A 22,449-nucleotide genomic window follows, 5' to 3' on the forward strand; every position below is an offset into this window, starting at 1 on the left:
CGAGATCTACACTCTTTCCCTACACGACGCTCTTCCGATCTAGCATCGACACCACCGCCACCAGACGATGGAAACCCTTCATGGAGGACGGCATGCTCTGCGTGGACCTCACCCAGGAGGGCACCGTCATCACCGGCAACCGCACCAAAACAACGGCACCGGCAAACGCAGTGGAATCAGCAGGAATATCTGACGCCAGGATGCAAAACGCCTTCGAAAAGCGGGAGCGGGGTGGCGTGCGGGTCAGTGGTCGGACGAGGACGGGAAGGCGAAGGACGCCCCCGAGGCGTGGTGCGGCTCGGGCCACCGCTCGGTGACGGCCTTGCCGCGGGTGTAGAAGCGCACGCCGTCGGGCCCGTAGATGTGGTGGTCGCCGAACAGCGAGGCCTTCCAGCCGCCGAAGGAGTGCCAGGCGACGGGCACGGGGATCGGGACGTTGACGCCGATCATGCCCACGGTCACCTGCCGCTTGAACTGGCGGGCGTAGGCGCCGGAGGAGGTGAAGATCGCGGTGCCGTTGCCGTACGGGTTGGCGTTGATGACCTCGATGCCCTCGTCCAGGGTGTCCACGCGCAGCACCACGAGGACGGGCCCGAAGATCTCCTCCTCGTAGGCGGCCATGTCCTTCCGGACCCTGTCCAGGACGGTGGGGCCCACGAAGAAGCCGTCCTCGTGGTCGGCCACGATCAGGTCGCGGCCGTCCACGACGACGGCGGCGCCGTCCTGCTCGGCGGCGGTGACGATCCGGCGCACGCGGTCCCGGGACGCGGGGGTGATGACGGGGCCCATGTCGGAGGAGGCGTCCATGCCGTTGCCCACGGTGATGTCCTTGGCGCGGGCGGCGAGCTTGTCCACGAGCAGGTCCGCGGCCTCGCCGACGGCCACGGCCACGGACACGGCCATGCAGCGCTCCCCGGCGGAGCCGAAGGCGGCCGCGGTGAGGTTGTCGGCCGCGGAGTCCATGTCGGCGTCCGGCAGCACGATCGCGTGGTTCTTCGCCCCGCCGAGGGCCTGGACGCGCTTGCCGTGCTTGGTCGCGGTCTCGTGCACGTACTGCGCGATCGGGGTGGAGCCCACGAACGAGATGCCGTCCACGTCCGGGTGGGTCAGCAGCCCGTCCACGGCCTCCTTGCCGCCGTGCAGCACCTGGAACACCCCGTCCGGCAGTCCGGCCCGCTGCCACAGCTCGGCGATCAGCAGGGCCGGGGAGGGGTCCCGCTCGGAAGGCTTGAGGATGAAGGCGTTGCCGGTGGCGATCGCCACCGGGGCCATCCACAGCGGCACCATGACGGGGAAGTTGAACGGGGTGATGCCCGCGACCACGCCGAGGGGCTGGCGGAAGGAGTAGACGTCGATGCCGGTGGAGAACTGGTCGGAGTACTCCCCCTTGAGCTGCTCGGCGATCCCGCAGGCGAACTCGACGACCTCGAGGCCGCGGCCCACCTCGCCCTTGGCGTCGGAGAGCACCTTGCCGTGCTCGGCGGTGATCAGGGCGGCGAGGTCGTCGGTGTGGGCGGCCACGAGCTCGCGGAACTTGAACAGCACGGCGGTGCGCTTGGCCAGGGACACGTCGCCCCACGAGTCGGCGGCCGCCCGGGCCGCGGCCACCGTGGTCTGCAGGTCCTCGTCGGTGGCCAGGTGCAGGATGCCGGACACCTGCCCGGTGGCGGGGTTGTAGATCTCCTGGGTGCGGTCACCGGTGCCGGGCGTGCGGGCCCCGGCGATGAAGTGCTCGACGTGCTGGATCTGCTGGTCGGTCCTGTCGATCTGCTGGGTCATGGGACTCCTCCTTCAGTTCCCCAGCAGCGGACGCTGCCGGGCCTTGTGCTGCTGGTAGACCTCGTAGGCCTCGTTCGTGGACTCGAGGGTGGCGGTGCCCGTGACGGGCACGTCCCACCAGGACTCGGAGCTGGGCGCGTCGATCAGCGGGTCCGACTCCACGTGCACGAGCACGGGACCGGAGCCCTCGGGCACGGCCTTGGCCTCGGCCACGCACCGCTGCAGCCGGTCGATCACGCCCTCGCCGGGCTCGACCCGCAGCACGCGCACGCCGAGGGACTCGGCGTTCGTGGCGAGGTCGATCGGCAGCGTCGAGCCGTCGTCGAAGCTGTGCCGGGCCCCGTCGAGGTAGCGGTACTTCGTGCCGAAGCGCTGGGACCCCAGCTGCTCCGAGAGCGCGCCGATCGAGGCGTAGCCGTGGTTCTGGATCAGCACCACCACGAGCTTGAGCCCCTCGGCCACGGCCGTGACGAGCTCGGTGTGCATCATCAGGTAGGAGCCGTCCCCGACCATGACGACGACGTCGCGCGCGTCCTGCGGCGTCCCGGCCCGCTGGGCCTCGGCCACGGCGGCCCGCTTGACCCCGAGCCCGCCGGCGATCTCGTAACCCATGCAGGAGAACGCGTACTCGACGTGGTAGCCGAAGGCGTCCTTGACCCGCCACATCTTGTGCAGGTCACCGGGCAGCGAGCCCGCCGCGCACACGACGACGTCCCGGTCGTCCATGGCCTCGTTGACGGCCCCGATGATCTCGTTCTGGCTGGGCAGCGGCAGGTGCCGCTCGGAGAACGCCGCGTCCACGGTCGCGTCCCAGCGCTGCTTCTCGGCTTCGACGGTCGCCGCGAGGTCCGCACCGACCCGGTACCCGCCCAGCGCCTGCGTCAGCGCGACGAGCGTCTTGCGGGCGTCGGCGACGACCGGCACGGCGGTGCCCTGCTTGTAGGCGTCGAACGCCGCGACGTTGATGTTGACGAAGCGCACGTCCGGGTGCTGGAACGCGGTGCGGGACGCGGTGGTGAAGTCCTCGTACCGGGTGCCGATGCCGATCACCAGGTCGGCGTCGGCGACCACGGCGTTGGAGGCCGTGGAGCCGGTGGAGCCGACGGCCCCGAGGCACAGCGGGTGGTCCCAGTCCATGACCCCCACGCCCGCCTGGGTGTAGGTCACGGGGATCCCGGTGGTCTCGGCGAACTCGGCCAGCGCCTCGGTGGCGAAGGAGTAGTGCACCCCGCCGCCGGCGATGACCACGGGCCGCTCGGCCGCACGGATCGCCGCGACGGCCGCGCGGACGTCCTCCTCCTCGGGCGCCGGCCGGCGGATCCGCCACTCCCGGGGGGCGAGGAACTCCTCGGGCACCTCCAGCGGCTCGGCCTGCACGTCCTGCGGGAGCGCGATCGTCACGGCGCCGGTCTCGGCCGGGTCCGTGAGCACCCGCATGCCGTTGAGCAGCGCCGAGAAGAGCTGCTCCGGCCGCCAGACGCGGTCGAAGTAGCGGGACACCGGCCGGAAGACGTCGTTGACGGTGATGTCGTTGGCGTCGGGGCGCTCGAGCTGCTGGAGAACCGGGTCCGGGCGCCGGGAGGCGAACTGGTCCGAGGGGAACAGCAGCGCGGGCAGCCGGTTCGTGGTGGCCAGGGCGGCGCCGGTCACCATGTTGGTGGCGCCGGGGCCGATCGAGGTGGACACCGCGAAGGTGGCCCGGCGCCGGGTGTGCCGGGCGTAGCCGACGGCCTGGTGCACCTGGGCCTGCTCGTTGCGGCCCTGGTAGTAGGGCATCAGGGCGGGGTCCTGGGCCTGGTACTGCTTCAAGGCCTGCCCCACCCCGGCCACGTTGCCGTGGCCGAAGATGCCGAACATGCCCGGGATCGTGCGCTGCCGGTACTCCTCGGCACCGATCCGGTCGACGGTCCACTGGTTGGCCAGGAACTCCACGAGCGCCTGGGAGACGGAGAGGGTGCGGGTGCTCATCGGGCGGCTCCTTCCTCGACGGTGTGCCCCTTGAGCAGGGACGCGGCGGTGGCCACGGCGCCGGCGACGTCGCCGTCCTCGGGGTAGAGGAGGGTGCGGCCGACGGTCAGGCCCTGCACGCCGGGCAGCGCGAGGGCGGCCTCCCAGGTCGCGAAGACCTCGTCGGGCCGGCCGCTCGGGTCGCCGCCCAGCAGGACCGTGGGCAGGGTGGTGGCCGCCATGACGCGCTCCATGTCCTCGACCACGGGCAGCTTCATCCACGTGTGCGCGGAGGTTCCCCCGAGCCCCTGGGCGATCGCCACGGACTGGATCACGGCGTCGGCGGAGAGGTCGTTGACGATGCCGGTGCCGGTGATCCGGGAGATGAACGGCTCCACCATCGCGATGAGCCCCAGGGCGGCCAGGGAGTCCACCGCCTTGGCGGTGTTCTCCAGCACGGAGGTGGTGTGCGGGTCCTCGAAGCAGATGCGGGTGAGCATCTTGCCGCCGTCGGCGCCGATCCGGTCCAGGGCCTCGGCCGTGTGCCCCGTGAAGCGGTCGTCGATCTCGTTGACGAGGCCGGGCAGACCGCCGCGGTTCATGGAGCCGAAGACGAGCTTGCCCTCGAGCGCCCCGAGCAGCAGCAGGTCGTCCAGCACGTCCGGGGAGGCGAGCACACCGTCCACCTGGGGGTCCGCCAGGGCGATCTGCAGCCGGTCGAGCAGGCTGCGCCGGTCGGCCATGGCGTCGGCCTCGCCGCGCACCCGCAGGGCGCCGCGGGCCGCGTGGTCCGCGGCGACGACGAAGTTCTGCCGCCCGTGCACGGGTCCGGGGTGACGACGGCGGGAGTCGGCGGCGCGCTGGACGGCGCGCGGGTCCTCCAGCCGGACCCGGGTCAGGTGCTCGTAGCGGCGGGGGTCCGCCGTGTCGAGCTCGAGGGGGGTGGTCGTGGTCATCGGGTGGCTCCTTCGGGTACGGCGCGGCCGCGCTCGCGCAGCAGCTGGAAGACCTCGGCGGGGGTGGGCATGGCGTCGGAGCACGAGATCTTCGAGGCCACGATCGCGCCGGAGGCGTTGGCGTAGTCGAGGACCTGCTCGAGGCTCCAGCCCTGGTTGATGCCGTGGCAGAAGGCCCCGCCGAAGGAGTCGCCGGCGCCGAGGCCGTTGACGGTCTCCACCGGGACGGGGGCCGAGACCACGCGCTCGTCGCGGGTCTTGGCCATGACCCCCTCGGGGCCGAGCTTGACGACGGCGATCCGCACGCCGGCCTCCAGCAACCGGTCGGCCTGCTCGTCGGGGGTGCCCTCCCCCACGGCCACCGCGCACTCCTTGTCGTTGCCGATGGCGATGGTCACGTGGCCGAGCAGCTCGTGGACCTGCGCGCGGGCGTCCTCCTCGGACTCCCAGAACATGGGCCGGTAGTCGAGGTCCAGGATCGTGTGCTGGTCGGCCCGCAGCTGCTCACGGGGACGGGCCTCGTGGGCGGCGAAGTGGGCCGCCCGGGACGGCTCCTGGCACAGGCCCGTGACGGTGGACCACAGGATCCGCGTGTCGGCCACGACCTCGGTGTCGATCTCCTCGGGCCGGATCTGCAGGTCCGGGGCCGTGGGGAAGCGTCCGTAGAAGTACAGCGGGAAGTCCTCGGGCGGGCGGATCGCGCAGAACGTGGCGGGGGTCTGCAGCCCCGGCACGGCGCTCACGAACCGGTCGTCCACGCCGTAGCGGGTGAGCTCGCGGTGCAGGAAGGTGGCGAACGGGTCGTCGCCGGTGCGGGTGATCACCGCGGTGGACTCGCCGTGGCGGGCCGCGGCGACCGCCACGTTGGAGGGCGAACCGCCGAGGTACTTGCGGAACGTGGTCACGTCCTCGAGTCCGACGCCCACGTCGTCGGGGTAGATGTCGACGCTGATGCGTCCCAGGGTCACGACGTCGTAGCTCACGCGTGGGCCTCCGTCCTCTGCTCGGTGTGCTGCGGGGTGCGGGCGGCGGCCTTCCGGGCCGCCTCGGCGCGCTCGGTCATCTGGGCCAGCTGGTAGCGGGAGACCTCCATCGCGCTCTCGTCCTCGGCGAAGACCGAGGAGACCATCACGGAGTCCGCCCGGTCGAGGAAGCCGTTGGCGGCCAGCCCGCCGAAGAACTCGTCCCAGTCGACGTCACCGTCCCCGATCTTCAGGTGCTGGTGCACCCGGGCCGCGTTGCCCGGAGGGTTGGTGATGTAGCGCAGCCCGTGCGAGCGGTGGTGGTCCATCGTGTCCGCCACGTGCACCACGCGCAGGCGGTCGCCCACCGCGGCCATGATGTCCAGGGGTGCGTCCTCCATGTGGAAGGTGTGCGGGGCCACGTAGGCGAAGCCGAGGTTCGGGGAGTTCACGCCCCGGATCACCCGCCACGCCGCCAGGCCCTGCTCCACGAAGTCGTCGGGGTGCGGGTCGATCGCGATGTGCACGCCCTCCGCCTCGACGAGCGGCAGGAGCTCCTCCATGGAGCGGTAGAACGCGCGCTCGGACTCCTCGGAGAGCTCGGGCCGGCCGGAGAACTCGGTGTTCATCTGCTGCACCCCGAGGTCCACCGTCATCCGGACGGCGCGCTTCCAGTACCGCACGGCGGCCTCACGGGCGTCGGGGTCCGGGGAGGACCAGCGCAGCACGGGCAGCACGGAGGCGATCTGCACCCCGGCGGCACGGCAGGCCGCCCGCAGGTCCGCGACGAGCCGGTCGTCGGCCTTGGGGTGGCCGAAGAAGGGCAGGAAGTCGGCGTGCGGCGTGAGCTGCAGGTGGTCGTAGCCCAGGTCCGCGGCGAGCTGCGGGAACTCGAGCAGGGAGTGGGTGGAATGGAACGGGGTGGGATCGAGGGCGATCTTCATGGGCGGATCTCCAGGTCTGTGGTGCGCGGACGGGTCAGCGGACGCGGGTGCGGGAGCCGCAGCCCAGCAGGTAGGAGCGCGTGCGGGTGGCGATGGGCAGCGGGACATCGAAGGAGGAGACGGGGTACATGTCCTGCTCGACGATGCCGAAGACCGGCCGCTCCAGCTTCTCCACCTCCGCGATGACCTCCGCGAGGTCCGGCAGGCCGGCGGGCGGCTCGACCATGACACCGGCGAGGTTGGCCGCGGCCCAGGTCAGGTTCTCCCGGCGCACGCGTTCGAGGACCACGGGGTCGATCTGCTTCAGGTGCAGGTAGCCGATCCGCTCGGGGTAGCGGCGGATGAGGTCCACGGAGGACGCTCCCCCGTACTCGGCGTGGCCGGTGTCCAGGCAGAGGGTGACCAGCTCGGGGTCGGTGCGCTGCAGGAAGGTCTCGATGTCGGGCTGGCCGCACACGTGGGAGTCGGCGTGGGAGTGGAACTGCTGCTGCAGACCGAAGTCCTCGCGCAGCACCTTCCCCAGCCGGTCGTGGCCCTCGCACAGAGCGTTCCACTGCTCGGTGCTCAGGTGCTCGTTCTCGAGCGCCTGGCCCGTCACGTCGTCCCGCCACATGGCCGGGATCACCACGATGTGCTCGCCGCCCATGGCGGCAGTCAGCTCGGCGACCTTCCGCGCGGGCTCCCACGCCTCCTGCCACTGACCGGCGCCGCGATGGAACGCCGTGAAGACGGTGCCCGCCGAGACCTTCAGGTTGCGCTGGGCGAGCTCGTCGGCGAGCCGGGCGGGGTCCGTGGGCAGGTAGCCGTAGGGACCCAGCTCGATCCAGGAGTAGCCCGCCTCGGCGACCTCGTCGAGGAAGCGCTCCCAGGGGGTCTGCTTCGGGTCGTCGGCGAACCACACGCCCCAGGAGTCGGGGGCGGTGCCGATGAGGACGGGGTTCTGCTGCTGTGCCGCCGCGCCGGCGGTCGTGGAGGTCGCGCTCTGCTGCGCCATGGTGACCTGCTTTCTGGTGCTGGACCGGCGTCACGGTGCGGATCCCGTGCGCCCGGCCGATCAGTGGTCCGGATCACAACCAGAATACGACATCAGGTCAGTTTGTAAAGACATACCGTCTAACTGCGCGCCCGGCGATCCCCGAGACCCGATTCGGGGCCACCGGAGGGGGCAAGGGACGCCCATCAGGTCTTTTCTTTGTCGTAATGTCTTGACATACTTTCGAGCACGGTGGAACAGTCATCCACCACGTGCCATCCACCGGAAGGACCCACCCGTGCCCCTCGTGCGCATCGACGTCATCGAAGACCGTCGAACCCCCGAACAGCTCCGCGAGCTCGCCGACACCGTCCAGGACGTCATGCTCGACACCTTCGCGGCCCCGCCCCGCGACCGCTACCAGATCATCACCGAGCACCGGCCCGGCCAGATCATCGCCGAGGACACCGGCCTCGGCTTCACCCGCACCGACGACCTCGTCATCGTCCAGGTGGTCCAGCAGGGCCGCAGCGAGGCCCAGAAGCAGGCCATGTACCGGGCCCTGGCCGACCGCCTCCGCGCCCGCACCGGGCTGGACCCGCAGGACCTCATCGTCTCCGTCACCGAGAACACCCGCGAGGACTGGTCCTTCGGCGAGGGCGTCGCGCAGTTCCTCGAAGGCCGGCTCTGACTCCTCGGCCGGCTCGGCGCACAGGGAAGGCCCCGTCCACGGTGTTCGCGGACGGGGCCTTCCCCGGGTGCTGGGTCGACGGGCCGGAGCCCGCCGGATCACTTCGTCTCGAAGATCTCCCGCATCAGCTGGGCGGTCTCGGACGGGGTCTTGCCGACCTTCACGCCCGCGGCCTCGAGGGCCTCCTTCTTGGCCTGCGCCGTGCCCGAGGAGCCGGAGACGATGGCGCCGGCGTGGCCCATGGTCTTGCCCTCGGGAGCGGTGAAGCCGGCGACGTAGCCGACGACCGGCTTGGAGACGTTCGCCTTGATGAAGTCCGCGGCGCGCTCCTCGGCGTCGCCGCCGATCTCGCCGATCATCACGATGGCCTCGGTCTCGGGGTCCGCCTCGAACGCCTCGAGGGCGTCGATGTGGGTGGTGCCGATGACCGGGTCGCCGCCGATGCCGATGGCGGTGGTGAAGCCGATGTCGCGCAGCTCGTACATCATCTGGTAGGTCAGGGTGCCGGACTTGGAGACCAGGCCGATCTTGCCCTTGCCGGTGATGTTCGCCGGGGTGATGCCGACGAGCGACTCGCCCGGGGTGATGATGCCGGGGCAGTTCGGGCCGATGATGCGGGTGGTCTGCTTGCCGTCCGCACCGGTCCTCGACTTCGCGTAGGCCCAGAACTCGGCGGAGTCCTGCACCGGGATGCCCTCGGTGATGACGACCACCAGCGGGACCGAGGCGTCGATGGCCTCGATCACGGCGTCCTTCGTGAAGGCCGGCGGCACGAAGACGATCGACACGTCCGCGCCGGTCTTCTCGACGGCCTCGGCGACGGTGCCGAAGACCGGCAGCTCGACGCTGTTGCCGTCCTTGTCCTGGTGGGCCACGGTGGTGCCGGCCTTGCGGGCGTTGACGCCGCCCATGACCTGCGTCCCCGCCGCGAGCATGCGGCCGGTGTGCTTGGTGCCCTCGCCGCCGGTGATGCCCTGAACGATGACCTTGGAGTCCTTGTTCAAAAAGATTGACATTGCTGTTCGTTCCTTAGAAGTGTTCGTCCGGTCGGCGGATCAGTTGGCGGCGTGGGCGAGCTCGGCGGCCTTGTCCGCGCCCTCGTCCATGGTCTCGGCGAGGGTGACGAGCGGGTGGTTGGCGCCGGCCAGGATGCGCCGGCCCTCCTCGACGTTGTTGCCGTCCAGGCGGACCACGAGCGGCTTGTCCTCCTCGTCCCCGAGGATCTCGAGGGCCTTCACGATGCCGTTGGCCACGGCGTCGCACGCGGTGATGCCGCCGAAGACGTTGACGAACACGGACTTCACCTGCGGGTCGTTGAGGATCACGTCCAGGCCCGCGGCCATGACCTCGGCCGAGGCCCCGCCGCCGATGTCCAGGAAGTTGGCCGGCTTGACGTTGCCGTGCTTCTCGCCGGCGTAGGCGACGACGTCCAGGGTGGACATCACCAGGCCCGCGCCGTTGCCGATGATGCCGACCTCGCCGTCGAGCTTGACGTAGTTGAGGTCGTGCTCCTTGGCCTTCTCCTCGAGGGGGTCGGCGCTGGACTTGTCGGCGAGGGAGGCGTGCTCCGGCTGGCGGAACTCCGCGTTCTCGTCGAGGGTGACCTTGCCGTCGAGAGCGATGACCTGCCCGTCGCCGGTCTTCACCAGCGGGTTGACCTCGACGAGCGTGGCGTCCTCCTTCTTGAAGACGTCCCACAGCTTCACGAGCACGGGGACCACCTTCGCGGCGGTCTCGTCGTCGAACTTCGCCTCGCGGACGATCTCCTGGGCCTTGGCCTCGGTGATGCCCTCGGTCGGGACGACCTCGACGCGGGCGAGGGCCTCGGGCCGCTCGACGGCGAGCTGCTCGATCTCCACGCCGCCCTCGACGGAGCACATGGCCAGGTAGGAGCGGTTGGCACGGTCCAGCAGGATCGAGAAGTAGTACTCCTCCGCGATGTCCGCGCCCTGGGCGATCATGACGCGGTGGACGGTGTGGCCCTTGATGTCCATGCCGAGGATCTGCTGGGCGTACTCGTAGGCCTCGTCGGCGGTCTTGGCGACCTTGACGCCGCCGGCCTTGCCGCGGCCTCCGACCTTGACCTGCGCCTTCACGACGGTGACCCCGCCGATCTTCTCGGCGGCGGCCCTTGCTTCTTCGGGGGTGGTCGCGACGATGCCCTGGAGCACGGGGACGCCGTGCTTCTCGAACAGGTCGCGTGCCTGGTATTCGAACAGGTCCACGGGTGAATGCCCTTCTTCGTCGAAGTCGTGGGCGGCGGCGACCCGGGCAGTGTGCGGGTCGTCCTCCGACCTGGTGGTGAACGGAGCACTCAGCATCCTCCCGGCCGGGGCCGGCAGGATGCGTCCGGGCCGTTCCGCGGAGCCGTTCCGGGCGCGGGACGTACCGGTGCACTCCCTGTACGAGACTGTAGTGCATGCTGAAACTGCGGCCACAACCGGGGGCGCGCGCGTGCGGCCCGGCGATTCTTGATTGACTGGCCCCATGAGCTCTGTCGACTCCCCCGAGAACCGGGCGTTCGCCCCTGCCGATGCCGGCTTCCTCGTCTCGATCGCGACCTTCGCGTTCGTGGCCCTCGGACTGGAGGCCGTGGTCGACGGCACGGTGCTCACCTTCACCGGCGGGATCCCCGACGTATACCCGCTGGGCTGGCAGGTCGTCACCTGGCTGACCCTCGGCGCGGCGTGGCTCGCGATCCAGCGGGGCCTCGTGGCGTGGCTGCGCCACCGGGCGGCGGACCCCGCGGTCCCTGCGCCCTCGGACCCCGCCCCCTCCTCCGCGGTCGACCACCGGCGGACCACCACGGCCCTCGTCGTCTTCGTGCTGGCCGTCCTGCTCGGGGTGATCCTGCCCGTCTTCCTCGTGGGCGAGTGGCGCGTGCAGCCGATCCAGCTCTACCTGGACCTCTACGCGGAGTACGGCGCGGGCGCGTGGCTCGGCATGGTGGGCTTCGCCGCCTACCACGTGGGGCGGGCCCTGCTCCTCGCACTGGTCGTGACGTGCGTGCAGCGGGCCGTGGAGCTGCGCCGGCCGGCCCCCTGGGCACGGGTCGCCCCGGTGGGCGGGCTCGTTCTCGGGCTCCTGCTCGCCCTGCCCGGGCTGGTCCTGGGCGGCTGGGCCTCGGTCGCCACGGCCGTGGTCTGCTGCACGCTGCTGGGCGTGGTGCACAACCTCACCGGCAGGTCGCTGCGCTGGACGGCCCCCGCGGCCGTGGCGGTGCTGCTGTTCGTCTAGCGGCGTCGGCCGGGGCCCCTGTCGCCGTGCGCCCCTCCGGCTCCGACCCGGGCAGGACCGTGGCGGAGAAATGTTGCGGCGATCACAAGAATCTGCCCGCCGGGGTTCCCCACCCCGGTCATATGTCCTAACATAATGACATCAGGACCACTGAGACGTGCGTCACGCACGGAGTGACCCGTCCGACCCGTCAGCACCGTGCAGAGCGCACCGGTTGCGTCCGAGCAAAGGAACTCCCGATGGCCACCTCCTCACCCCGGGAAGCAGCAGCCACGCTGCCTCCCCTCACGTCCGGGCCGCATCGCAAGCGCCTCGGTCTCATCTCCGTCGTCGCCTGCTTCGGCGGCCTGCTCTTCGGCTACGACACCGGCGTGATCAACGGCGCGCTCCGCCCGATGTCGGAGGAGCTCGGCCTCACCCCGTTCACCGAGGGCGTGGTCACCAGCTCGCTCGTCTTCGCCGCCGCCGTCGGCGCGCTGTCCGGCGGACGCCTCTCGGACGCCTGGGGGCGCCGGAAGACCATCCTCCTGCTGGCCGTCCTGTTCTTCGTCGGGACCCTGGTCGTCGTGCTCACCCCCAACTACGAGATCCTCGTGCTCGGGCGCGTCCTGCTCGGCCTGGCCGTGGGCGGCGCCTCGGCGGTGGTGCCCGTCTTCCTCGCGGAGATGGCCCCGTACGAGATCCGCGGCTCGATCGCGGGACGCAACGAGGTGGCCATCGTGATCGGCCAGCTCTCCGCGTTCGTGATCAACGCGATCATCGGCAACGTCTTCAGCGACGTCACCGGCGTCTGGCGGATCATGTTCGCGATCTGCGCGCTGCCGGCCGTGGCGCTGTTCATCGGCATGCTCCGGATGCCGGAGTCCCCGCGCTGGCTCGTCGAGAAGGGCCGGCACGCGGAGGCCCTCGAGGTGCTCAAGACGGTGCGCTCCGAGGACCGTGCGATCGCCGAGCTCGGCGAGGTCGAGCACATCACCGAGGAGGAGCGCGCCGAGAACCGGATCGGGCTGGGCGCGATCCTGACCAACAAGCACCTGCTCCGCATCCTGCTCGTCGGCATCGGCCTCGGCATCGTCCAGCAGTTCACCGGCATCAACTCGATCATGTACTACGGGCAGATCGTGCTGATCGAATCGGGCTTCGAGGCCGGCGCGGCCCTCATCGCCAACATCGCCCCCGGGGTGATCGCCGTGGTCGGCGGCTTCATCGCGCTGTACATGATGGACCGGCTCGACCGGCGCAAGACCTTCATGATCGGTCTGAGCCTCACCACCACGTGCCACCTGCTGATCGGGATCGCCGCGATGACGATGACGGTGGACAACCCGCTGCGGCCCTGGGTGATCCTGGCCCTCGTGGTGGCCTTCGTCGGCTCCATGCAGACCTTCCTCAACGTCGCGGTCTGGGTGTACCTCTCCGAGGTGTTCCCCCTGCACATGCGCGGCTTCGGGATCGGCGTGTCCGTCTTCATGCTCTGGGTGGCCAACGGCGTCCTCGCGCTCTACTTCCCCTCCCTGGTCGACGCGGTCGGGATCACCGGGACGTTCTTCCTCTTCGCCGGGTTCGGCGTGCTGTCCCTGATCTTCGTCTACACCCAGGTCCCGGAGACGCGGGGACGCACCCTCGAGGCGCTCGAGGAGGACGTCTCGACCGGCGCGATCTACACGGTGAAGGCGAAGTCCTCCTAGGGAACAAGCCCGAGAGGTCAGCGGCGGGGACGCCCTGACCCGAGGAGAGCCTCCGGCCGGACGTGGTCCCTGACCACGCTCCGGCCGGAGGCTCTTCGCACGTCCCGCCCCCGCTCCGGCACGGGACCGGAGGCGGGACCACCGGTACGACCACCGCGGGGGCGGGCGGAACCGGGTCGGCTCAGCCGACCTTCGTCAGCGGCGCGTAGCGCAGCAGCAGCCGCTTCTCGTCGGCCCCGAAGCGCACCTTCGCCACGGTCTTGTCGCCGGCGCCCTCGAGGGACACCACGGTGCCCTTCCCGAACGCCGTGTGGTCCACGGTGTCGCCGACCGCGAGACTGGGAATCTCCTTGTTGGGCTGGACCCGTCCGGCCGTGGTGGCCCGGGACGGTGCCATCCGCTCGAAGGCCGCGTTCGACGCCGCGGCGGCGCCCCAGTAGGACCCCCGCATCGGGTCCCGCTGCCCGGAGCCGCCGTGCAGCGAGGAACCCCAGGACGCCGGGGCCGAGGACCCCTCGCGCTTCCAGTCGAGGAGCTCCGCCGGGATCTCGTCGAGGAACGGGCTGGCCGGGTTGTACTGGGACTGCCCCCACATGGAGCGGAACTCGGAGCGGGTGAGGTAGAGGCGCTCGCGGGCCCGGGTGAGCCCCACGTAGGCGAGCCGCCGCTCCTCCTCCATCTCCTTCTCGTCCGTGAGGGAGCGCTGGTGCGGGAACAGCCCGTGCTCCATGCCGGTCAGGAAGACCACGGGGAACTCGAGGCCCTTGGCGGTGTGCAGGGTCATGAGCGTGACCACGCCCTGGGCGCGGGCCTCGGCGACCTCCGCCGCGATCTGTTCGGCGCTCGGTCCGCCCTCGGTGCCGGCGGCGGGCCGGTTCGGGATCTGGTCGGCGTCGGCCACGAGGGAGACGTGCTCGAGGAACTCGGGCAGCCCGGCCTCGGGGTGGTCCCGCTCGAACTCGCGGACCACGGCCACGAGCTCCGCGAGGTTCTCGACCCGGGACTCGTCCTGGGGGTCCTGCGACTGGCGCAGCGCGGCGAGGTATCCGGACTGCTCCAGGACGGCCTCGAGGACCGTGGCGGCCCCCGAGCCCTCGGCGACCGAGGCGAGGTCGTCCATGAGCTGGACGAAGGCCTTGACCGCGTTCAGGGAGCGGGTGGCCATGCCGGGCGCCTCGTCGGCGCGGCGCAGCGCGGCCATGAAGGAGACCCGCTCGCGCTCGGCGAGGGCCGCGGCGGCGCCCTCCGCGCGGTCGCCGATGCCGCGCTTGGGCTCGTTGACGATCCGGCGGACGTTGATGTCGTCGTCCGGGTTCACGATCGCGCGCAGGTAGGACAGGGCGTCCTTGATCTCCTTGCGCTCGTAGAAGCGGGTGCCGCCCACCACCTTGTAGGGCAGGCCCACGCGCATGAGGATCTCCTCGAGAGAGCGGGACTGCGCGTTGGTGCGGTAGAACACGGCGACGTCGCCGGGGCGGTACCCGTCCTCGTCCTGGAGACGGTCGATCTCCTCGGCGATGAAGCGGGCCTCCTCGTGCTCGTTCTCGGCGGCGTAGCCGGTGATCTTCTCGCCGCTGCCGGAGGCCGTCCACAGCCGCTTGTCCCGGCGGCCCTTGTTCTTGGCGATCACCGCGTTGGCCGCGGTGAGGATGTTCTGGGTGGACCGGTAGTTCTGCTCCAGCAGGATGGTGCGGGCCTGGGGGTAGTCCTGCTCGAAGTCGACGATGTTGCGGATGTCGGCCCCGCGGAACGCGTAGATCGACTGGTCCGAGTCCCCCACGACGGTCAGCTCGGCGGGCGGCACGGGGCTCGCCCCCGGCCCGGTCCCGGCGTCCGCCCCCGTCCCGACGAGCTCCCGGACCAGCGCGTACTGCGCGTGGTTGGTGTCCTGGTACTCGTCGATGAGCACGTGCCGGTACCGCCGCCGGTAGTACTCGGCGACCTGCGGGAACGCCCGGAGCATGTGCACGGTCTGGGCGATGAGGTCGTCGAAGTCCATGGCGTTGGCCGCGCGCAGCCGCTCCGTGTAGCCGCGGTAGACCTGGGCCACGGCGCTCTCGAAGGGGTCGGTCTCGGAGACCCGGGACAGGTACGTCTCGTCGTCGACGAGCTCGTTCTTCAGCGCGGAGATCCGGTGCTGGATGCTCTTGGGGGCGAAGCGCTTCGGATCGAGGTCGTGCTGCTTGGCCACGAGGGTGAGCAGCCGCAGGGAGTCGGCGGAGTCGTAGATGGAGAAGGTCGACTTCAGGCCCACGCTGGCGGCCTCCCGCCGCAGCACGCGCACGCAGAAGGAGTGGAAGGTGGAGATCGACATCGACCTCGCGGAGTCCCCCACCAGCTCCACCACGCGCTCGCGCATCTCGGCGGCGGCCTTGTTCGTGAACGTGATCGCCAGGATCTCGCCCTGGTGGGCGCGCCCGGTGGCCAGCAGGTGCGCGATCCGGTGGGTCAGCACCCGGGTCTTTCCGGAGCCGGCGCCGGCGACGATCAGCAGCGGTGAGCCGGAGTGCTCCACGGCTGCCCGCTGCGGGTCGTTGAGCCCCTCCACCAGGGCCTCGGCGGAGACGGTGCCCCGCCTCGGACGGGCGTCGGTGCCGGGGCGGGCCACGGAGGCGGAGGGCAGGAGCGGGTTGTCGAAGAGGTAGTCCATCGTGGACCCAGTCTACCGAGGCCCGGTGACAGCCGGGCCGGCCGGGGAACGGCCCTCAGACGAAGTGCAGTTCGAGCCGGTGCCGGCCGTTGTCGTCCTCGACCCACAGCTCCGAGTCGGCGACCGTGACCCGGACGGGCCGCTTCAGCTCGATGTCGTCGTCGAACTCGACGGAGCCCTCGGTCCCTCCGCCGTAGACGGTGTCGAGCTCCCGGCTGGCCGGGTCGAGGTGCCGGATGGCGTCGTTGCCGGTGTCGGCGATCACGATGGAGCCGTCGTAGAGGATCTGCAGGTCCTCGGGGTGGTCCAGCTGGGCCACGTCCGCGGGCCCGTCCGCGAACCCCGCGCCCGCCCGGCCGACCACGGTGCAGACCTGCGGGGAGCCGTCGGGCTTGTCGGTGTCGATCTCGATGCAGCGCAGGGACGAGGAGTCCCGGTCGATGAGCCACAGCGTGCCGTTGCCGTCCTCGGTGATGGAGACGGTCGCGGCGAACTTCGCCTGCGCCGCCTTCCCGTCCCGCCGCCCGGACTCGCCCGTGCCGGCGAACTCGTACAGCACGTCGGTGTACGGGTCCCAGCGGAAGAGCCGGTGCAGGGAGGGCACCGCCACGATCACGGCCGAGAGCTTGTGCGACCACACCATGTCGGCGATGGGGGCGCCTCCGAGGACGGAGCAGTCCACCGTGCGGCGCACCGTCTCGTGGTCCTTCTCGAACAGCGTCAGCACGTTGCCCTCGGTCAGCCGCATGAGCAGGCCGTCCGGGAGTCCGATGGACAGTTCCATGACCGGCACCTCCGTGTCGTCCTCGTCGAGCGCCCGGTCGTCGTCGGCCGGTCCGCCCCCCGTGCGGCCCGTCAGGGCCGGTGCGGGTGGCCCCAGCCTACCCCGCGGTCCCGGCGTTGGGCGGCGGGCGCGCGCGCCGGATAATGGGGGCATGGGACTGACACGCGCACAGAAGGCACGCAAGCACGGCGGCACCGCGGCACCCCCGGGACCGGCCCGGGGCACCCGCCTGCACGAGGCGGCTCCCGGTGAGCTCCGCCCCGAGCCCACGAGGTCGAGCTCGGGCCTCGTGGTGGGCGTGGCCATGTCCGTCTCGGCGCTCCTGTGGCTCTGGGTGCACGCCGGGGTCCTCCCCCGGTTCGGCGCCGCCGCGGCCGGCGGGCTGACCCTGCCCGAGTGGATGCCGGGCGGTTTCGACCAGGCGCACGCCCAGCGGCTCGCCGCGGCGCTGGGCGAGGAGGGACTCGCCCAGTACGAGGCGGTGCACGGCTCCTCCGGGCTGCTGGCGCCGCTGTTCGTGGGGCTGGCGTGGCTGCTGTTCGTGGCGGTCAACACGCAGTCCCGAGCCCGGCGGTGGCTGCGCTCGGCGGTGGTGCTCGGCTTCGCGTCCGTGTCCCTGGCCGGCAACGCGGCCATCGACGCCGCTCTCGCGGACCCCGGGGACGGCGCCGCCGTGACCACGGCGTCCGTGCTGGTGATCGCCCGCTGGGTGCTGCTCGTGCTGCTGCTCGCCGTGACCGGGGCCGTGGCCGTGGAGGCCCTGCGGCGCCGGTCGAGGACCGCCGGCGCCCCGCGGCAGGACCCGCGTTCCGGACAGCGGGGGTGAGCCCGGCTCCCGGTCGCGCGGAGGCCGCCCGGCCCCGCCGGTTCCGTTCCGGACAAAAGGACGCCCCGGACCGTGCGGTCCGGGGCGTCCGTGCGTGCCCCCGATTGGATTCGAACCAACGACACCGGCTTTAGGAGAGCCGTGCTCTATCCCCTGAGCTACGAGGGCGACGCGAACAGTCTAGGGGGTCCCCCGGACCCCCGCTAACCGGCCCCGTTAGGATCGGTCGCATGCCCGTCTACATCGATCCGCCGCTCTGGCCCGCCCGCGGGACGCACTTCTCGCACCTGGTCTCCGACACCTCCTACGAGGAGCTGCACGACTTCGCGGACCGGCTGGGCGTGGCCCGGCGCGCCTTCGACCGGGACCACTACGACGTGCCGGAGAGCCTGTACCGGCGGGCGGTGGCCGCGGGCGCGGTGCCGGTCGACGGGCGGCAGCTCACGCGCCTGCTCGTGCGCAGCGGGCTGCGCGTCCCGGCGCGGGCGCGCCCGGACCGGATCGCCCGGGTCCTGCTGCGGCGGTGGGCCGCCCGCTTCCCGGGGCACCCGGCGCTGGGCGAGGAGCTCGTGGACCGGTGGAGCGAGCCGCACCGGCACTACCACGGTCCCGCCCACCTGCTGGCGGTGCTCGAGGCCGTCGACCTGCTGCGGCCCGGCGTCGACCTCGATCCCGACCGGTCCGCCGCCCTGGTCCTCGCCGCGTGGTTCCACGACGCCGTCTACCGGGGCCGCCCCGGGGCGGACGAGCGGGAGTCGGCGGAGCTGGCCCGCACCCGGCTGGGCGCCGCCGGCTTCGCCGCGCCGCTCGTGGCGGAGGTCGAGCGGCTCGTCCTGCTCACCCTCGGGCACCGGGTCCCCGAGGGGGACGCCGCCGGACGGGTGCTCCTGGACGCCGACCTCTCCGTGCTCGGCGCGGACCCGGACGGGTACGCCGCCTACGCGGCGGGCGTGCGGAAGGAGTACGCGCACGTGCCCGGACCGGAGTTCGCCCGGGCCCGGCTGGAGGTGCTGGAGGACCTCCGGGGCCGGTATCCGCTGTTCCGGACCGCCGCGGCGCAGGACCGGTGGGGTCCGGCGGCGGCCCGCAACCTCGACGAGGAGATCGGCCGGCTGCGCGCGGCCGCCGAGGTGTCCCCGGACGCTCCCCCGGCGGACGCCGAGGTGCTGACCATCACCGCCGTGTGCCTGCGGGACGACGACGGGGCGCTGCTGACGGTGCGCAAGCGGGGCACGGAGCGCTTCATGCTGGTGGGCGGCAAGCTCGACCCGGGCGAGTCCCCGGCGGCCGCCGCCGTGCGGGAGACCGCGGAGGAGGTCGGGCTGCGGCTGGACGCCGCCCAGCTGCGCCCGCTCGGGGTGTTCGTGGCGCCGGCCGCGAACGAGGCGGGCACGTGGGTGCGGTGCACCGTGTTCACGGCACCTCTCACGGGGCGGCCGGTGCCGCTCGCGGAGATCGAGGAGCTGCGCTGGCAGCCCGTCGACGAGGACTCCCCCGGCGCGCTGCCCGCGGACCTGGCCCCGCTGCTGCGGGAGCACGTCATTCCGGCGCTGCGCCGCGCTCCCGGCGGTCCTCGGTCACGGCCGCAGCGTGCCGCCTCCGGTGGAGCAGGATCCCGGTGATCAGGCCGAGCACGATCCCGATGCCCCCGAACACCGAGAGCCACATCGCGGCGTGCCCCACGAACGCGGCGACGACGAAGCCGGCCACGATGCCTGGCACGGCGCCGCCGATCATGCCGTAGGCCATGTAGGCGTACTCGCGATCCAGGCTCGTGCGGGCGTTGCGGCTGTAGTCGGTGGACATGGGGCCAGTCTATCGGCCGCCGCCGGGGCGCCGGGGTGGCCGGCGCGGTGGGCGCCGGGATGACAGCGGGTGCGCGGTTCCCGTCTGGCCGACCAGGAACCGCGCACCCGAAGCGGTGCTCTCGCGTGCGGTCAGCGCACGCGGACGTAGACGGGGCCGGAGCCCACGTTGACGCTGTCGATGACGGTCGTGCCGCCGTTCCAGCCGCCGTGGACGGCCTTGCCGCCACCGATGTAGACGCCGATGTGGGCCGCACCCATGCCGCCGTCGGCGTAGTAGACGAGGTCGCCCGGCTGCGCCTGGCCGGCGGAGACCTGCGTGCCGAGGCTCAGGTAGGAGGCCGGCCAGCCGTGGTGGTTGATGCCGGCGGCGCGCAGCGCGTTGGTGACGAGCGCGGTGCAGTCCTGGCCCACGCCGAGCTGGCCCATGGCGGCGGAGGAGATGGTCGCGCCCTTGCCGGAAGCCGAGCTCTGCGGGGTGACGGTGCGCTGGGCGGCCGGAGCGGCCTGCACGGCCGGCTTCGGGGCGGGCGCGGCGGCGGGCTTCGGGGCCGGAGCCGCCTGCACGGCCGGCTTCGGCGCGGCGACCGGTGCGGGCTTCGGGGCCGGCTTCGGGGCCGGCGCGGCGGCGGGCTTCGGGGCCGGAGCCGCCTGCACGGCCGGCTTCGGGGCGGCGACCGGGGCGGGCGCGGCGGCGGCCTTCGGCGCCGGAGCGGCCACGGCGGGAGCCGCGACGACCGGGGTCTCGACCTTCTGCCGCTCGGCCTTCTTCTCGGACTTCCGGTCGGACTCGACCTTCTGCACGTGGGCGACGGGCTCGAGGGACACGGCGGGCGCCGCGGCGGGGGTGGCCGCGGCCACGGCGGACAGCGGGGCGTCGGCGGAGGCGTCCTGGGCCGGAGCGGCCTGCACGGAGACGGTGGTGGCGAGGGCCAGCCCGGAGAAGGCGGCCACGGCGGCCACGGTGCGGGCCTTGCCGGAGAAGAGCGAGCCGATGCCGTTCGAGGAGGTCAGATCACGGGTCATGAGGAGTTCAGACGACTTTCTTTCGGAGCCGGGCCTGCCGGAGGGCGCGGGTGACAGCACGGATCGCCCCGGGCAGTGCGCGGGGTGGGCCGGTGTCCGGCAGGGGTGCGTTCCGGGATCGGGAACGACGGCCGGCGAGCGGAGGAGGGGGCGCCGTCCGGTCGGACAGCAGGCACCGCCGGGAACCGGGAGAGCGGTTCTCGGCGTGCGGGGTGGGGGGGGTGATCGGGTGCCGCCCGCGACGAGCGGGGTCGTCGCGGGCGGCGGACCGGATCAGAAGGTGTAGTAGCCGTCCAGCTGCATGGCGTTGACGGAGTGGACCTGGGTGCCCTGGGTCGGGTTGAGGGCGGAGATCATCTTGCCGCCGCCGATGTAGATGCCCACGTGGGCGCCGCCGTTCTGCGAGACGAGGTCACCGGGCTGCGGGTTGGCGGTGGGGGTGCCCGCCGCGAACTGGGACCAGGTGGTCCGGGGCAGGTCGATGCCGTTCTGGGCGAAGACCCACTGGGTGAAGCCGGAGCAGTCCCAGGCGCCGTAGGCGGTGCCGCCGTAGACGTAGCCCGCACCCTGCGCGGACATCGCGGTGCCCACGACGCCGCCGGCGGCCGGGGCGATCTCGGTGGTGGCGGTGGACTGCGGGGTGACGCTCGAGGTGGCGGCGGTCTGCTGCGGGGCCGGGGCCTCGTAGGCGGGAGCGGCGGGCTGCGCGGCGACCGGGGCCTGGTAGGTGTACGAGGAGTACTCGGCCAGCGAGGCGGAGGCCGGGGCCGAGTAGGCCGCGCCGGTCTCGACGGGAGCCTGAGCGAAGGCCTGGGCCGGGGCGACGGAGCCGATCATCGCGGCGCCGGCAGCGGCGGCGATGGTGGTGTTGCGCACGACGTGCGAGGTGGTCTCGGCACGGTGGCGGGCAGCGTTCAGCGTGAAAAGCGACATGGTTGAGTTCCTCCCTTTGCCTACGAGGTGAGCTGTCGGATTCGGGTGGGAGACACCCGGCCGCAGAACGCACGCGCTCTGACGACTTAACCCCAAGGACCCGGATCACCGGGACCGAAAGTGGTTCCCCCGCTTCTGCCAAGCAGTTTCTGTGTAGAGGCCACGGGCACCGGCAGAATTCGGCGATGTGCTCCGAGGGCGCCGATCCGACCAGTGATCGGCACGCGTTGAACAGTACATGACAGATTACGGAAGTGTCACGTTTTGATCACGACAGATAACAGCCGGACAACGCTGCGGGTCTCAATGAGTAGCTATTGAGAGGAAAGGTCGAATCAATTCGCACCTGTGACGAGCTGTGCAGTGTCTTCGAGCGCCCTGGGAATCCGCCTGTCACCAGGGAAGCCGCGCCTCCGGGGTCCGGCTCGGGCCGGACTGGCCGAAAGTGGCTTGTGAACGTCCCCACACCCGGGAAGAACCGTTCGCCGCCCCGCTCCGGGAGACGGCGGCGCCTCAGGGAGCGAGGACGCGGATGGCCGCGGCGGTGCGCAGGTCGATCTCCGCGGACCGCCCCGTGGCCGCCACCTCGATGCGCACGATCTGACCGTCCACCCGGGCCGTGACCTCCGCCCCGGTGAGCACTCCCACGTCGCTCAGCACGCCCAGGAGGTCCGCGTCCGCCTGGACCACCTCCGGCAGCAGCGCCACGGTGTGCGACCCGTCCGGGTCGTGGCGGGCGGCGTCGAGCAGGGAGGGGTGCGCCGCTGCGGGGCTCTCTTCGACCCCGAGGGCGGCCAGACCGGGGATCGGCGTGCCGTACGGCGAGTACCGGGGGCTGTGCAGCAGGTCCACGAGCCGCCGCTCGACCTGCTCGCTCATCACGTGCTCCCACCGGCACGCCTCGTCGTGCACCTGGGCGAGGTCCAGGCCGATGACGTCGGCGAGCAGCCGCTCCGCCAGCCGGTGCTTGCGCATCACCTGCACCGCACGCTCACGGCCGGCAGGGGTGAGCAGCAGCGACCGGTCCTGGCCCACCGTCAGCAGCCCGTCCCGCTCCATCCTGGACACCGTCTGCGAGACCGTGGGCCCGGAGTGGTCGAGGCGCTCGACGATCCGCGCCCGCATCGGCGTGATCCCCTCCTCCTCGAGCTCGAGGACGGTCCGCAGGTACATCTCCGTGGTGTCGATCAGGTCGCTCATGCCTCAGTCATCCTTCGTCCGGCCGTCCCGGCCCGGGGATCCCGCCCG

The 22,449-nt window shown here is 71.8% G+C and carries 19 protein-coding genes, 1 tRNA gene and 1 riboswitch; of the genes, 5 read left to right on the top strand and 15 right to left on the bottom strand.

What is annotated here, in order from left to right:
• Positions 1–243: 243 nt before the first annotated feature.
• Genes H488_RS24195 through H488_RS24220 form a run of 6 tightly spaced genes read right to left on the bottom strand, consistent with a single transcriptional unit; the run spans position 244 to position 7,582 of the window.
• Positions 244–1,779, bottom strand: a complete 1,536-nt coding sequence (locus tag H488_RS24195; RefSeq protein ID WP_017832720.1) for a CoA-acylating methylmalonate-semialdehyde dehydrogenase — start codon at positions 1,777–1,779, stop codon at positions 244–246.
• Between the two features lie 12 nt (positions 1,780–1,791).
• Entirely contained in the window at positions 1,792–3,747 is a 1,956-nt protein-coding gene (iolD, locus tag H488_RS24200) for a 3D-(3,5/4)-trihydroxycyclohexane-1,2-dione acylhydrolase (decyclizing) (protein WP_017832721.1), read from the bottom strand.
• Complete coding sequence (locus tag H488_RS24205; RefSeq protein WP_017832722.1) at positions 3,744–4,682, bottom strand: Cgl0159 family (beta/alpha)8-fold protein; 939 nt, start codon at positions 4,680–4,682, stop codon at positions 3,744–3,746. Before H488_RS24205 ends, iolD begins: the two co-directional genes overlap by 4 nt.
• Positions 4,679–5,665 carry a 5-dehydro-2-deoxygluconokinase gene (iolC, locus tag H488_RS24210; RefSeq protein WP_017832723.1) on the bottom strand — a complete coding sequence of 329 codons (987 nt, stop codon included), beginning with the start codon at positions 5,663–5,665 and terminating at the stop codon, positions 4,679–4,681. The genes H488_RS24205 and iolC overlap by 4 nt, the downstream gene beginning before the upstream one ends.
• Positions 5,662–6,588, bottom strand: a complete 927-nt coding sequence (locus H488_RS24215; RefSeq protein ID WP_017832724.1) for a sugar phosphate isomerase/epimerase family protein — start codon at positions 6,586–6,588, stop codon at positions 5,662–5,664. The genes iolC and H488_RS24215 overlap by 4 nt, the downstream gene beginning before the upstream one ends.
• Positions 6,589–6,622: 34 nt before the next feature.
• The gene (locus H488_RS24220; RefSeq protein WP_017832725.1) at positions 6,623–7,582 is read right to left on the bottom strand and encodes a sugar phosphate isomerase/epimerase family protein; all 960 of its coding nucleotides are present in this window, start codon (positions 7,580–7,582) and stop codon (positions 6,623–6,625) included.
• A gap of 277 nt (positions 7,583–7,859) precedes the next feature.
• Here H488_RS24220 and H488_RS24225 point away from each other — a divergent pair, with 277 nt between their 5' ends.
• The gene (locus H488_RS24225) at positions 7,860–8,252 is read left to right on the top strand and encodes a tautomerase family protein (RefSeq protein WP_017832726.1); all 393 of its coding nucleotides are present in this window, start codon (positions 7,860–7,862) and stop codon (positions 8,250–8,252) included.
• Positions 8,253–8,350: 98 nt separating this feature from the next.
• On the opposite strand, the gene sucD is transcribed toward H488_RS24225, so the two are convergent.
• Positions 8,351–9,268, bottom strand: coding sequence for a succinate--CoA ligase subunit alpha (gene sucD, locus H488_RS24230; protein WP_031282624.1), 918 nt, complete (start codon positions 9,266–9,268; stop codon positions 8,351–8,353).
• Positions 9,269–9,307: 39 nt separating this feature from the next.
• The gene (gene sucC / locus H488_RS24235) at positions 9,308–10,477 is read right to left on the bottom strand and encodes an ADP-forming succinate--CoA ligase subunit beta (RefSeq protein ID WP_017832728.1); all 1,170 of its coding nucleotides are present in this window, start codon (positions 10,475–10,477) and stop codon (positions 9,308–9,310) included.
• Positions 10,478–10,739: 262 nt separating this feature from the next.
• Between sucC and H488_RS24240 the strand changes: the two genes are divergently transcribed.
• The gene (locus H488_RS24240; RefSeq protein ID WP_017832729.1) at positions 10,740–11,489 is read left to right on the top strand and encodes a hypothetical protein; all 750 of its coding nucleotides are present in this window, start codon (positions 10,740–10,742) and stop codon (positions 11,487–11,489) included.
• Between the two features lie 239 nt (positions 11,490–11,728).
• A complete protein-coding gene (locus tag H488_RS24245; RefSeq protein WP_017832730.1) occupies positions 11,729–13,177 on the top strand; it encodes a sugar porter family MFS transporter in 1,449 nt (482 codons plus the stop codon).
• A gap of 181 nt (positions 13,178–13,358) precedes the next feature.
• Here H488_RS24245 and pcrA read toward each other — a convergent pair whose 3' ends face one another.
• Complete coding sequence (pcrA, locus tag H488_RS24250; protein ID WP_017832731.1) at positions 13,359–15,827, bottom strand: DNA helicase PcrA; 2,469 nt, start codon at positions 15,825–15,827, stop codon at positions 13,359–13,361.
• A 55-nt stretch (positions 15,828–15,882) separates the two neighbouring features.
• Positions 15,883–16,611 (bottom strand): integrase, encoded by a 729-nt coding sequence (locus H488_RS24255; protein ID WP_109222567.1) that lies wholly within the window; start codon positions 16,609–16,611, stop codon positions 15,883–15,885.
• Between the two features lie 151 nt (positions 16,612–16,762).
• On the opposite strand from H488_RS24255, the gene H488_RS24260 reads away from it, so the two are divergent.
• The gene (locus H488_RS24260; RefSeq protein WP_017832733.1) at positions 16,763–17,437 is read left to right on the top strand and encodes a hypothetical protein; all 675 of its coding nucleotides are present in this window, start codon (positions 16,763–16,765) and stop codon (positions 17,435–17,437) included.
• Between the two features lie 95 nt (positions 17,438–17,532).
• Here the strand turns inward: H488_RS24260 and H488_RS24265 are convergent.
• Positions 17,533–17,605: transfer RNA gene (locus H488_RS24265), tRNA-Arg, on the bottom strand.
• 62 nt (positions 17,606–17,667) lie between these two features.
• On the opposite strand from H488_RS24265, the gene H488_RS38395 reads away from it, so the two are divergent.
• On the top strand, positions 17,668–19,059 hold the full coding sequence (locus H488_RS38395) for a DUF4031 domain-containing protein (RefSeq protein ID WP_017832734.1): 1,392 nt from the start codon (positions 17,668–17,670) through the stop codon (positions 19,057–19,059).
• Here H488_RS38395 and H488_RS24275 read toward each other — a convergent pair.
• From H488_RS24275 to H488_RS24290, 4 genes are all read right to left on the bottom strand, one after another.
• Complete coding sequence (locus H488_RS24275; protein WP_017832735.1) at positions 18,977–19,243, bottom strand: hypothetical protein; 267 nt, start codon at positions 19,241–19,243, stop codon at positions 18,977–18,979. The two genes, H488_RS38395 and H488_RS24275, sit on opposite strands and share 83 nt — an antisense overlap.
• Positions 19,244–19,374: 131 nt before the next feature.
• On the bottom strand, positions 19,375–20,268 hold the full coding sequence (locus H488_RS24280; RefSeq protein WP_017832736.1) for a C40 family peptidase: 894 nt from the start codon (positions 20,266–20,268) through the stop codon (positions 19,375–19,377).
• 273 nt (positions 20,269–20,541) lie between these two features.
• On the bottom strand, positions 20,542–21,201 hold the full coding sequence (locus H488_RS24285) for a C40 family peptidase (RefSeq protein WP_017832737.1): 660 nt from the start codon (positions 21,199–21,201) through the stop codon (positions 20,542–20,544).
• Between the two features lie 5 nt (positions 21,202–21,206).
• Positions 21,207–21,356: riboswitch (cyclic di-AMP (ydaO/yuaA leader) on the bottom strand.
• A gap of 358 nt (positions 21,357–21,714) precedes the next feature.
• Positions 21,715–22,401 carry a metal-dependent transcriptional regulator gene (locus tag H488_RS24290; RefSeq protein WP_017832738.1) on the bottom strand — a complete coding sequence of 229 codons (687 nt, stop codon included), beginning with the start codon at positions 22,399–22,401 and terminating at the stop codon, positions 21,715–21,717.
• Between the last annotated feature and the right edge of the window lie 48 nt (positions 22,402–22,449).

This window comes from Kocuria sp. UCD-OTCP (assembly GCF_000349605.1).
GTDB classification, from domain to species: Bacteria; Actinomycetota; Actinomycetes; order Actinomycetales; family Micrococcaceae; genus Kocuria; species Kocuria rosea.